The organism is Sphaerisporangium krabiense (assembly GCF_014200435.1).
Lineage (GTDB): Bacteria > Actinomycetota > Actinomycetes > Streptosporangiales > Streptosporangiaceae > Sphaerisporangium > Sphaerisporangium krabiense.
Window position 1 is genome coordinate 3,692,742 of the sequence record NZ_JACHBR010000001.1, and the last position, 12,967, is coordinate 3,705,708.

The 12,967-nt window shown below is 73.2% G+C and carries 8 protein-coding genes; 7 read left to right on the top strand and 1 reads right to left on the bottom strand.

Translation table 11 applies throughout. From position 1 onward, the window contains the following. The first annotated feature begins 5 nt into the window (after nt 1–5). From BJ981_RS16415 to BJ981_RS16440, 6 genes are all read left to right on the top strand, one after another. A complete protein-coding gene (locus BJ981_RS16415) occupies nt 6–914 on the top strand; it encodes a hypothetical protein (protein WP_184612209.1) in 909 nt (302 codons plus the stop codon). Next, nucleotides 908–2,131 (top strand): S8 family peptidase, encoded by a 1,224-nt coding sequence (locus BJ981_RS16420; protein ID WP_184612210.1) that lies wholly within the window; start codon nt 908–910, stop codon nt 2,129–2,131. The genes BJ981_RS16415 and BJ981_RS16420 overlap by 7 nt, the downstream gene beginning before the upstream one ends. A 136-nt stretch (nt 2,132–2,267) precedes the next feature. Then, on the top strand, nt 2,268–2,630 hold the full coding sequence (locus BJ981_RS16425; protein ID WP_221314715.1) for a hypothetical protein: 363 nt from the start codon (nt 2,268–2,270) through the stop codon (nt 2,628–2,630). Nucleotides 2,631–2,652: 22 nt separating this feature from the next. Continuing rightward, nucleotides 2,653–2,955 carry an MGMT family protein gene (locus tag BJ981_RS16430; protein ID WP_184612212.1) on the top strand — a complete coding sequence of 101 codons (303 nt, stop codon included), beginning with the start codon at nt 2,653–2,655 and terminating at the stop codon, nt 2,953–2,955. Between the two features lie 71 nt (nt 2,956–3,026). After that, nucleotides 3,027–5,987, top strand: a complete 2,961-nt coding sequence (locus BJ981_RS16435; protein ID WP_184612213.1) for a CDP-glycerol glycerophosphotransferase family protein — start codon at nt 3,027–3,029, stop codon at nt 5,985–5,987. A gap of 460 nt (nt 5,988–6,447) precedes the next feature. After that, nucleotides 6,448–9,258, top strand: coding sequence for an ATP-binding protein (locus BJ981_RS16440; RefSeq protein ID WP_184612214.1), 2,811 nt, complete (start codon nt 6,448–6,450; stop codon nt 9,256–9,258). Between the two features lie 140 nt (nt 9,259–9,398). Here BJ981_RS16440 and BJ981_RS16445 read toward each other — a convergent pair whose 3' ends face one another. Further along, on the bottom strand, nt 9,399–11,627 hold the full coding sequence (locus BJ981_RS16445; protein ID WP_184612215.1) for a M4 family metallopeptidase: 2,229 nt from the start codon (nt 11,625–11,627) through the stop codon (nt 9,399–9,401). A gap of 465 nt (nt 11,628–12,092) precedes the next feature. Between BJ981_RS16445 and BJ981_RS16450 the strand changes: the two genes are divergently transcribed. Continuing rightward, complete coding sequence (locus BJ981_RS16450; RefSeq protein ID WP_184612216.1) at nt 12,093–12,959, top strand: GNAT family N-acetyltransferase; 867 nt, start codon at nt 12,093–12,095, stop codon at nt 12,957–12,959. Nucleotides 12,960–12,967 lie beyond the last annotated feature (8 nt).

A 12,967-nucleotide genomic window follows, 5' to 3' on the forward strand; every position in this document is an offset into this window, starting at 1 on the left:
GGGGTATGTCGCCTGAAGAGCCACGGGCGCGGCCGGCGCCCTGGCCCCCGCGCGGACGAGGCGCGTCCTCCGGCGGGCGGCTCCCCTCGGGCGGCGTCCACGCCCCGCACGGGCCCGCGCGCCCGTGGGTCGGCTCCCGTACGCGGGCCGCGAGCCTCCAGGCGGCCCGGGAACGCCTCGACCTCGAACGCGGCGTCCGCTTCCGCTCCCTCTTCCTGCTGATCATGGGCACGTTGCTCGTGGTCGCGGCGACCGACGTGCTGCTCGGCGCGGTCGGAGTCCTGCACGAGACCCGGTCCCGCCCGCTCACGCCCGTCGAGCGCGCCCGCTACGCCGAGGCGGACGTCGCGCGGCGCTGGCACACCTGGCCGGCCGACCGGGTCTTCCCCGCGCAGGTCCCCTACGTCGGCCTGGCCCGGGTGCGGCAGTACGCCAGACGGGTCGGCATCGCCCCGGAGGCCCCGTGCGCCTCGGCCGTGGACGGTCCCGTCGGCGCGGTGCTGCGGCAGCGCGGCTGCCGCACGATGCTGCGGGCCACCTACGTGGACCAGACCGCCACGTTCGTGGTCACCGTGGGGGTCGCCGTGCTCGGGGACGAGGAAACGCGGGTGCGCGCGGCGGGCGAGCTGCCGGTCGACGACCGGGTGGGCGTGCGCCCGGTGGCCTTCCCGGGAACGGTGACCGAGTCGTTCGGCGCCGCGCAGCGCCAGCGCGCGGGCTGGGTGGGCGCAGGACCGTACATCGTCTTCAGCACCGCCGGGTACGCCGACGGCCGCACCCGCCAGGCGATCGCCCGCGAGGAGATCACCCACAGCGAGCTGTGGCCGACCGCCCAGTCCATCGCCGGCCACATCGGACGCGGCCTGTCCGCGCCGCCGGAGATCCCTCGCTGCACCCAGGGGAACGTGTGCTGAGCCGCGCGCATCGCCTGCGCGCGGTGGCGGCGGCGAGCGCGTCGCTGCTGCTCACGGGCATGCCGTTCGCGCCCGCCGCGGCGGCGGACGTCACGCGCGCGCCCGCCGTCCTGGACGACGTGCGCGACGCGCAGCGCTGGGTGCTCGACGCGCTGAACGCCGAGAAGGCGTGGCAGGTCACGCGGGGCGCCGGCGTCACGGTCGCGGTGGTCGACAGCGCCGTGGACGCCGGCGTGCCCGAGCTGCGGGGCAAGGTCGTGGCCGGTCCCGACCTGCGCGACGACGCCTACGACGGCAGGCCGCCGCCGCTCGGCGTGCACGGGACGGCGATGGCCTCGCTGATCGCCGGCTCCGGCCGGGACGGCGGGCTGACCGGGCTCGCGCCGGAGGCGGCCGTGCTGTCGATCCCGGTGCTGAACGACCGCCCCGAGTACCGCCTGGTCGAACCGGACAACGGCGTCGGACCGCCCGTCGAGACCCCGCTCTCGCGCGCCCTGCGCTACGCGACCGACAACGGCGCGCGGGTGATCAGCATGTCGCTCGGCGGGTACGGCCCGCTGCGCGCCGACCGCCAGGCCGTGGCGTACGCGCTGGAGCGGGGGGTGGTGCTGGTGGCGGCCGTGGGCAACGACGGCGACTCGCGGGCCGCCGAGCGGTACGGCACCTCGTTCTGGAGCTTCCCCGCGGGGTTCGCCGGGGTGATCGGCGTGGCCGCGGTGGACCGTCTCGGCAAGCACGCCGCGTTCAGCAGCGACAACCTGTCGGTGCTGGTGGGGGCGCCGGGGGTGGCGGTCCCGGCGGCGAAGGCCGGCGGCGGGTACATCCTGATCGAGGGCAGCAGCGTGTCGACGGCCCTGGTCGCCGGGGTCGCCGCCCTGATCAAGGCGAAGTATCCGCAGCTCAGGCCCGAGCTGGTGGCCCGCGCCCTGTCCACGACGACGCGCGGCGCGCCCGCGGGCCGCTACGACGAGAAGATCGGCTTCGGGGTCGTGGACGCCGCCGCCGCGCTGGCCCGGGCGGGCGAGCTGACGCGGTACCGGTCCGGCGTCCCGGTGCGGGAGGGGCTGCACTTCGGCGGGGGCGCGACCGTCGCCGAGCCCGAGCGGCCGGGGCCGGACCCGCTGCGGCTGTGGGTCTACGGGGCCGGGATCGTCCTCGGGCTGGCCGGGTTCGGGGTGGGCGTGGTGGTGCTGACCCGGCGCTCGGAACGTCGATGATCACGTGATGGCGGCGGTTCGGGCGCGTTTCGGCCGCTGTTCGGCGGCATTTAGGATGCGGTCGCCCCAAGGGCCGGTGATCACGTTCCGACGATCGGTAAAGGTTCGCTAGGGTTCCCGTCTCGTGGGATACGAGTTGCGTGTACAACGTGAATCGCCGCTCGCCTACGCCGAGCTCGCGGAGCTGACGGCGTCGGCCGACGCCGGCTTGGAACTGCGCGGCGCCCCCGAGGCCGCCGAGATCGTCGCCAGGCACGGCGACGCCGAGCACACCGTGGCGAAGTGGGAGGGGCGGCTGTTCGGCGTGCCGACCTCCGACTGGCACGTCGCCCAGCTCGCCAGGCTCGCCGCGCTGGCCGGCGGCGACCTCACCGGCGAGGACGGCGAGGCGTACCACCTGCGCGACGGCATCGTCGAGCAGGTCAACGGCGACGCCTCCTACGAGTTCGGCAAGCTCGACGAGATCCTCGCGGACGGCCCCGCGCAGTGGGCGGCCTGAGACCGGAGGCGGAAGGGAGCAGGTGAGCGATCCGACGCCCTTCGCCGAGCGGGTGCTCGACGTGGTCGAGCGCATCCCGCCGGGCAAGGTCATGTCCTACGGCGACATCGCCGAGTACCTGGAGGAGGGCGGCCCGCGCCAGGTCGGCCGGGTCATGTCCACCTGGGGAGGCGGCGTCCCGTGGTGGCGGGTCGTCCACGCGGACGGCACCGCGGCGCCCGGCCACGAGGCCGCGTGCCTGGCCCACTGGAAGGAGGAGGGCACGCCGCTGCGGGGAGAACGGGTCCACATGCGCCAGGCGCAATGGCTAGGTGATCATCAGTGAGTTCTCAAGAATGCCTATTACGATTCCAGGGACGCCCTTTGCGGTGAGACTGGAAAGGCGGTGCCTCCCTGATGGCCACCGGTGCCACGCCCGCGCAGGCCGGCGACCTGGTCGCCGATCGGCTGCGGACCGCCCAGGACCTGTATGACAAGGGAGAGCCGCTCGACGCGCTGATCGCGGCCGTCCACTCCGGTGGCCTGTCGCGGACGCAGCGCAGGCGCCTGCACGCCGGGGCGCTGAACGGCCCGCTCGGCCTGCGCCTGGAGACGGCCGCCAAGAGGGACGCCACCCGCCTGCGCCAGGCCGTCGACCTGCTGCGCGACTACCTCGCCGACGTCGACACCCCGGTCAAGCGCGCGCTGCCGGTGGCGCGCCGCCTCGCCGTCCACCTCGTCGAGAACCGCGACCCCGCCATGCTGGCGGAGAGCGGCGAGCTGGCCGTGCTCGCGGCGGCGAGCTCCGAGCCGTTCAAGCGGGTGCGCAAGGGCCTGACCTGGTACGCCGTCCTGCCCGTCGAGGCGCCGCGCTCGCTGTTCCGGCTGCGCCGCTCCGACCTCGTGCCGGTCACCGAGGTGTCGGACGTCTCCTGGCACGACGGAAGGCTGCGCGTCACCGGCCACGCCTACCTGGCCGGGCTCTCGGTGCGCAGCCGCCGGTTCAACCGCGCGACGGTCGTGCTGCGCGGCCCGCGCTGGGTGCCGCCGATCTCCGCCCGCACCCGCCGCGTCCACTGTCCCGCGGCCACCCAGGGAGCCGCCGACCCTGGCTGCAACTACGACTGGGCCGGGTTCGTCGCCGAGATCCGGCCGTGGTCGCTGCGCTGGCGGGCCGGCATCCGCGCGACGCTGCACGCCGTCAAGCGGTTCCTGCGCCGCCGCCCCGCCGTCCCGGAGACCACCACCTGGCGTGCCGACATCCTGATCTGGAGCCGGGCGGCGCGGGCGACCGGCGCGGTGCGCGGCCCCACCATGGGGCGCACCGAGCGCCCGCCCGGGCTGAGGGTGCGTCCCGGCTGGTGGGTGCGCCCGGCCTGGACGTCCGACCGCGCCCTGCAGATCGTGCTCCAGCCGACCAGGGCCGAGCTGACCGGCGTCGTCCACGACGGCGACCACATCGAGCTGCGGGGTCTCCTGCCGGGCGCGGCGGTGACCAAGGGCAGGGCCCGCCTCGGCGGGCACCGCATCGCCGCCGACTTCACCCCTGCCGAGGGCGGCACCGGCTTCTCGGTGGCGCTCCCCATCCCGGCCCTGATGAAGGAGCGCGACGCCCGCAGGCTGTGGATCGAGCCCAAGGGCGACCCCGCCGCCCCGGTCATGATGGACGACGACGCCGAGACCCGCGTCGGCCTGGACCGCAGCGAGGTCACCGTCCTGCGCGACCGCCGCGACCGGGTCGTGGTGTCGGCGCACCGCGTCTGGCCGGTGATCACCTCCGCCACGTGGGGCGAGGACGGCGCGCTCACCCTCGCCGGCACCTACCCCGATCCCGATCCCGGGCCGCGCGAGCTGGTGCTGCGCCAGCGCGCCGGCCTGACCTACCACCTGCGCCTCCAGCGGTCGGGCCCGGACTTCACGGCGCGCGTCGCGCCGGGGGCGATGCCGAGGTTCGGCGCGACCGTGGCGCTGGCGTCGGGCGCCTGGAGCCTGTCGATCGCGGGCGGCAAGGGCACCACCGCGCCCCTGCGGGTGGACCACCGCCTGCTCGACGCCCTGGACGAGGACGTCCACATCGTGGACGGCCGGGAGTACCGCCTGGTGGCGACCCGTTTCGACGTCCCGGTGCTGGTCGCGGCCGAGCACGTCCCCGACGAGGAGAAGGGCGCGGTCGGGCTGTGGTCGACGCGCCGCGTCCACTACCCGGCCGAGCGCCGCCGCGAGCTGCGTGACGCCACCGTGTACGTCTCCTTCGACGGGAGGTCGTACTCCGACAACGCGCGCGCGGTGTACGAGGAGCGGCTGCGCCGGGGCGACGACCGCGAGCACATCTGGGTGGTCAGGGACGGCGCCTTCGTGCCGCCGGACTCCGCGGGGCTCGGTCTCGCGCCGGGGATCACGCCCACGGTCGTCCGCGAGGGCAGCCGCGAGCACTACACCGCGCTGGCCCGCGCGCGGCACGTCATGACCAACACGTTGCTGCCGCAGTGGTTCCGCGCCCGTGAGGACCAGGTCGTCGTGCAGACCTGGCACGGCAGCCCGCTCAAGCGCGTGGGCCTGGACCTGCGTCACATGACCCGCGAGCCGAGGCCGCCCGCGTGGTACCGCCAGGCGGCCGAGGTCGCGAACTGGGATCTCCTGGTCACCCAGAGCCCGTGGTCCTCGGGGGTGCTGCGGCGGGCGTTCGGGTACGGCGGCGAGGTGCTGGAGTCCGGCAACCCGCGCAACGACGTGCTGATGGCGGGCGACCGCGCCGAGCTCGCCGCGGCCGTGCGGCGGAGCCTGGGCGTCCCGCCGGGCAGGCGGGTGGTCCTGTACGCCCCCACCTGGCGCGACCATGATCGCAGGAACGCCTCGGTGCGGCTGGACCTGGGCGAGGCGCGGCGGGTTCTGGGCCGTGACCACATCCTGCTGGTGCGCGGGCATCCGATGCAGGCGTCCCCGTCGGCGCCCGGGCTGGTGGTGCCGGGACCGTCGTCGGTGATCAGGCCCGGGCCGATGACCCGTGAGTCCACCTTCGCCATCGATGTCACGACTTATCCCGACATGGCGGATCTGTTGTTGATCGCCGACGTGCTGATCACCGACTACTCCTCCGTGATCTTCGACTTCGCCGTCACCCGGCGGCCGATCGTCTTCTTCGGCCACGACCTGGAGCGTTACCGCACCACGCGCGGCCTCTATCTCGACCTGCGCACCGAAGGGCCCGGCCCCCTGCTCACCGACGCGGCGGACGTCGTCGAGGCGGTGCGCCTGATCGACGCGCTCGCCGGCGACTACACCGACCGTTACGAAGAGTTCGTGCGCGCCTATGCGCCCCGCGATGACGGGAAGGCGACCGCGCGCGTGGTGGACCAGGTGTTCACGCCCGATTCCTGAGTGCTCGCCCGCCGGGTGACACGGTTGTGACCATGGCGGGGCGATGCCAGGACGCCACTCCGTGTGTGCCGTCCGGACACTCAGAGCATCATATTCAGGCTCCGTAACGCTGTATCGGCCGCGCGGAGTGCGAAATTTCGGGCCTCGCACATGTTTTCGGCACGGCTGGGAACGCCGCTCGTCCGTGAGGTGCGCACATCCCTTGACGCGCGGATATTTCACGCATGCGAGCTGTGCCTCCCGCATATGGGTGGGAAACATCTACATTCGCCGTCCGATCGCCGGTACCGTGTACGGGACCTGAACAGACCGCCACACTCCGTGTCCGAATGTCTTACATCTCACCGCCCGACTTGACGGCATCCGCAACAAGGCTGTTATGCGGGAGGGTTGACCTTGGCCGAACGTATGGGGATAACTGTCCCGGGGAGTCCCTAAATCCCTACCCTGGGAGCTGTCGATGAGCAGCGTGCCTTCGCCCGCACTGGTCGGACGTGCCTCCGAACTACGCACAGTGATCGATGTGATAACCCGCCCTCCGGCAGTCGTCCTTGTGGAGGGCGAGGCGGGCATCGGGAAGACCCGTCTCGTGCGCGCCGCGCTCGGCCACGTGCCGCCCGGCGACCGAGCGGTTCTGCTCGGATATTGCCACCAGATACGTGAGCCGTTCCCGTACGGGCCGGTTTTCGAGGCGCTGCGCGACATCGCGGGCCGGCTCCCCGCGGCCGGCGCGCTGAACCCCGTGATCGGCGCGCTGGGCGACTACTTACCCGAGCTGGCGGGAGCGCTTCCCCCGGCGCCCCCGCCGCTCAACGACCCGCGGGCCGAGCGGCACCGGGTCTTCCGGGCGATCCGGGCCCTGCTGGCCGCCGTCGCGCCCGCCGTGCTCGTCATCGAGGACCTGCACTGGGCCGACGAAGGCACGCGTGACCTGCTGCGATTCCTGATCGACCAGCCGCCCGCCGGGTTGTCCCTCGTCGTGACCTACCGCAGGGAGGAGCAGAGCGGGTCCTCGCTCGGCCGCGCCTACCGGCACCATCCGGACACCACCAGCGTGGTCGTCCCCCTGGTGCCGCTCGACGTCACCGACGTGGGCAGCCTCGCCGGGGCACTGCTGAACCGGTCGGACCTGTCCACGGGGTTCGTCACCCGGCTGCACGAACGCACGGCGGGCATCCCTTTCGTGGTCGAGGAAGTGGTACGTTCCCTCGCCGACGCCGAGGAGCCCGAGGCGCTGGACCGCGTCGGCGTGCCGCTGCTGCTCCGCGAGGCGATGGCCGAGCGCATGGCCGGGCTGACCTCGGCGGCGGTGCGGACGGTGCAGGTCGCCGCGGTGCTCCGGGTCCCCGCCGGCGAGCAGCTGATCACCGCGGCCGGCGGCGACTCCTCCGGCCTGGGGGAGGCACTTCGGGCCGGGGTCCTGCACGAGGATCCGGGCGGCCGATACGGCTTCCGCCATGCGCTGGCCCAGCAGGCGGTGTACGATGCGATCCCCGGTCCCGAACGTCGCTCGGCACATGAGCGCGTGATGGCCGCGCTGGCCGCCATGGACTCCCCGCCACTGGTCCAGCTCGCCTTCCACGCTCGGCAGGCCGGCGACATCGAGGCATGGCTGCGGCACGGGACCGCCGCGGCCCACCGCGCCGCCGCGCTCGGCGACAACGCCATGGCCATCGAGATCATCGAGGACATGCTCGACGATCCCGACCTGCCGCCCGCCGAGCGCGCGCCGCTGGCGCTCAAGCTGAGCCGGTTCGCCAGGACCGGCCTGTCGCACCAGCGGGTCGTGCGCATGCTGCGGCACGTCCTGCGCGACGACTTCCTCTCCCCGGAGGCGCGCGCGGAGGCGCGCCTGGACCTCGGGCTCGTGCTGTCCAACCAGGCGGGCGACACCGCCGGCGGCCGACCCGAGATCATGACCGCCGTCGAGGAGCTCACCGACCAGCCGTCCCTGGCGGCGCGCGGCCTCGCCTGCCTCGCCCTGCCGGGCTGGGGCACCGAGTCGCTGCCCCAGCACGAGCAGTGGATGGCCCGGGCCGAGGCGCTGGTCGCGGACGGGGACAACCCCGAGCTGTCCACGGCCGTCCTGGTCAACCGGGCGTCCTTCCAGGCGGCCATCGGCGCCAAGGACGCCTTCGCCGTCGCCGAGACCCTCCCGGTCGGCGACAACCGGCTGGCCGTCCGGCGCGAGATCACCCGCGGGTACGCCAACCTGTACGACTCGCTGATCACGCTCGGGCTGTTCACCGAGGCCGAGCGGGCCGCGCGCGAGGGACGGCGGCTGGCCGTGGAGACCGGCGCGGAGTACTGCGCCTACCTCATCGACGTCTCCTCGATCCGCATGGAATGGCTGACCGGCAGGTGGGAGGGCCTGCGCGAGCGCGCCATCGCGATGAGCGACGTGGTCGCGGGCACCCCGCAGATCGCGGTGGACGTCTGGCTGGTCCTCGGCATGCTGGCGCTGGCGACCGGCGAGTGGGACGAGGCCGCGCGGCACTTCCAGGGCGCCGGGCTCGACGCGCCGGACAACGGGTACGTGCCCATCGTCGAGACCGCCGCCGCCGGGATGCTCGAGCTGCACCTGGCCAGGGGCGCGCTGGACGACGCCGTCGCCGAGGTCGAGCGCGCGATCTTCCGGCTGCGCCGCAAGGCCGTGTGGGTCTGGGGCGCGCACCTGATCGCGCCCGCCGTCACCGCGCTGGGCTTCGCGGGCCGGCTGGAGGAGGCGGCCGACCTGGTGGAGGAGTACGCCGCCGGCATCGCCGGCCGCATGGCCCCCAACGCGCACGCCGCCCTGGACGCCGCCCGCGGCGCCCTCGCCTCGGCCGGGGGGTGCCACGACGAGGCCGCCGCCCACTACGCCCGCGCCCGCGAGGCGTACGCGGAGATGCCCCAGCCGTACGCGGCGGCGCACGCCGGCGAGGGGGAGGCCAGGTCGAGGCTCGCCCGCGGCGACACCGGCGCCGGCGCGGCCTTCGCCGACATCGCCGAGCGGTACGGGGAACTGGGCGCCACGCACGACGCCGCCCGATGTCGCCGCGTGCTGCGGGACATCGGGGTGGAGGTGCAGTTGCCGCGCGGACGCCGGGCCAAGACCAGCGCGCTCTCGCAGCGGGAGACCGAGGTGGCCCGGCTGGTCGCACTCGGGCGGACGAACAAGGAGATCGCCGACGTGCTGTTCCTGTCCACCCGCACGGTGGAGAGCCACGTCGCGACCGTGCTGCGCAAGCTCGGCGTCCGGTCGCGGACCGAGGTGGCGCCGCCGAGCTGAGAAACCCGGCGGCGAGAGAAGTACATCACAGGAGCACACCGGCGCGACACCTCCGGGAACGGCGAAACCCCCGGGGACCGGCGGGCTGTCGGTCCCCGGGGGCGTCCTCGCCGCCTGGGTGCAGGCGATCATGTCTCGGTTCAGACGGTGATGCTCCAACTGTCCAGGAAGCCAGTGTCCTGGGAGTAGTTGTCCGTCACCTGCAGAGTCCATGTTCCGGACGCCTGCTGACTGACTGGAACCGAGTAGGTGCGGGTGCCGAAGGAGGTGCAGGACCCGGTACCGACGCTCTTGACGGTGTAGTAGGTCCCGCTCGGGCCGCGCAGGCGGATCGAGAGGTCCTCGGCGCAGGTGTGCGAGATCGTCACGTTCAGCTTGACCGGCGAGACGGCGGTGCCGCTCGCGGTCGAGGTGACCGGGCTGTTGATCGTCGCGAAGTCGTTGATGGTGAAGTTGGTGTCGTTGGTGAACGTCCGGCCGCCGGTGGTCCCCACGTTCAGCGTGTAGGTCGCCGTGTGGCTCGGGGTGCCGGTGCCGTTGCCGGTGCCCGTCACGGTGATCTGGTAGCTGCCGTTGGGCGTGGACGCCGAGGTGGAGATGGTCAGCGTCGAGGAGCCGCCCGAGGTCACCGAGGTCGGGTTGAAGGTCGCGGTCGCGCCGGACGGCAGGCCGCTGGCGGTGAGGGCGACGGTCTGCGTGGCGCCGGAGGTCGTCTGCGTGGCGACGGTGGTGGTCGCCGAGCCGCCCGCGGTGACGTTCCCGGAGGTCGGGTTGACCGACAGGGAGAAGTCCTGGCCGGGGTTGCTGGTGCAGGCGGCCTCACCCGACTGGGCGGGGACCTGGACGGCGGTCCAGGCGGCCTTGGTGGCGGCGCACTCAGGGCTGTTGGCGCCGTACAGTTCCACGGCCGCGGCCAGCGAGGCGGTGCGGATGTTGACGTACCGCCAGCTGGAGGTCTTCCGCTGCAGCGCGCCCATGTAGATCTTGCCGGCCTTCTGGATGCTGATGCCGGTCAGCGAGGACGGGCCGGTGCAGACCGGGCTGGTCGGCTTGCCGCCGCCGGGGTTGGTGCCCTCGGCGAGCAGGTAGAACCAGTGGTTCAGCGGGCCGGCCGCCGAGTGGACCTCGGTGTTCGGGATCGCCGAGGTGTAGCAGTTCGGGTCGCCGTTGGTCTGCGGGTTGTACATGTACCGGATCGGGCCGGAGCCGACGAGGTTGACCTCCTCGCCGACCTGGTAGTCCGGCGGGTCGTTCGGGTTGTTGGCGTACGCCTCGGTCAGCGCGCCGAAGATGTCGCCGGTGCCCTCGTTGATGCCGCCGTTCTCGTTGCCGGAGCCGGCGCCGCCCGGGGTGGTCTGGAAGATGGCGTGGCCGAACTCGTGCGCCACCACGTCGATCGGCGTGGCCTGGCGCTGGTTGTCCTGGCTGTGGCCGAAGTTGGTGTAGCTGCCGTTCCAGTAGGCGTTGACGTCGGCGAGGCCGACGCGGGCCGGGAAGCCGCCGCCGCTGCCGTTGATGCCGCTGCGGTTCAGCCAGTCGCGGAGCATGTCCCACTCGCGCTGCACCGCGTACAGGGCGTCGACGCAGGCGGTCTCCAGGTTCGTGCCCGAGCCGTTGCCCCAGGAGTCGGTGCTCTTGGTGTAGGCCGAGCCGTTCTGGCCGCCGCAGCGGATGCCGCTGCGCGTGGTGTCGGTCATCGAGTACGAGCCGCTGGAGCCGCTCGTCTGGATGGTGACCTGGCCGTTGTAGTAGCTGTTGCCGGTGCCGGCGCGCACGTCGTCGTAGGAGTCGGCGATCGCGCCGGTCCTGGCGTCGACGAAGACGTGCTGGATGCTGGGCTTGCCGGAGGCGATGCCCGCGACCGTGGCCTCCCAGGCCAGGCGGTGCTGACCGCCCCAGGCCAGCACGACGAGGCGCGGCGCGCGGCTGTCGTCCACCCGGTCCAGCCGGGTCTTCGCGGTCTCCAGCGCCTTGTCGGCGGTCACCGTGGCCTTGGTGGCAAGGCCGATGGTCGCGCCGCTCGCGGAGACGGTGTCCTTCACGCGGCCCGCCGAGTCGGTGACCACGACCGCGTCTCCGCCGATCACGGGCAGGCCCTTGTAGGTCCGCTCGTAGGTCGCGTAGAACGAGCCGCCGACGCCGGGGGTCACGCCGGTGCGGCTGAACACCTCGTCGGCGCCTCTGCGGAGGTCGTCCAACTGGCTGGCCACGGCCCTGTCGGCCGCCGAGGTGGCGAGCTGGAGGGGGTCGGCGGCCAGGGGGGTGGCCGTGAACCCGGGGGGTGGCTTGGCTGCCGCGGGGGTGGCGGGCGCCGCGACGGCCACGATGGCCAGACCTGCGGTGACCGCGTACAGAGCTCTGCGCCTCATGCGCGAATTCCTTTCTGTGCCTCCCGGCGCCCGCGTGTTTCGCCGTGTACGCGGGCAACGGTCGTCACGACGCCGGACGTCGTCGGCCGGCGAGCGAATGGATCTTGGGGGGTGATGAGACAGAGACGATGTGCGTCCGCCGGGCTTTGTTGGGGGGTGGACGGCCGAGGCGGGCCGTGGCCGGCGGAGTGAATCCGGGGGGAGAGGCTGTCAGGGCGGGAGGTTGGGGGGTGTCTCCACAGCGCTCCTTACTCCGCTCACGCGGCCGGGTGAACTCGCTTGTGCGAGACGCTAGGGGTCGGCTACGGATCTGAACATCCGTAGAGGCATCCGTACATGTACGGAAAAATGGATTGAACATAGGTCAACAACGGGGCGCTAATTGAGTGGATGTATCGCTTGATGTGGTCAAAGATGCGGAACGGTCGGGTCCGTAGGGCCCGGACCGTGTCACCGGGGGTGCGCGTGATCGATCCGAAGGACCGGCCGAGCGTCGCGGACATGCCCGTCCGCAGGCTCGGAGTCGACGACCTGCGCGACTGCCTGCTCCTCGCCATCGACAGGAAATGGCTGCCCGAGGAGGCCAAGTGGCGGCTGCTGTTCGAGGTCGGCGAGGTCTACGGCATCGACGACCCCGAGGGCGGCCTCGCGGGCACGGTCGTGCTCTCCCGCTACGGGCCCCGCCTCGGCGCGGTCAGCATGGTCCTGGTCGCCACCCGGTACGGCCGCATGGGGCTCGGCGGCCGGCTCATGCGCCACCTCATCCGCCAGGCCGGCGACGCCACGCTGTTCCTGACCGCCACCGAGTACGGCAGAGGGCTGTACGAGAAGCTCGGCTTCACCGCGGTCGGCACGGTCGTCACCCACATCGGCCAGTTGCGGCCCGAACCGGAGGACTTCAAGCAGGACGGCGTCCGCCCCGCCCGCGAGACCGACCTGGAGGCGATCGGCCGCCTGGACCTGCGGGCCTCCGGCGCGCCGCGCGCCGAGGTCATCCGCCGCCTGCCGCGCTTCGCCGAACGGACCCGCGTCGCCGAGCGCGCGGGCGAGGTCACCGGCTTCGGCGCCGCGTGGCGCAACGTCGACAACGTCGTGGTCGGACCGGTGATCGCGGCGAGCACGGCCATGGCGCGCGCCCTCATCGCCGAACTGACCGCCGACCTCCACGGCCCCGTGCGCCTGGACGTCGACACCCGCCACCGCGCCCTGGCCGAATGGGTCTCCTCCCGCGGCGCCGTCCCCGCCTTCAGCACCACGCTGATGACCTACGGCGGGGACCTGCCCGGCGACCGCGCCCGCCTGTACACGCCCGTCATGCAGGCCCTCGGCTGACGGGGGCG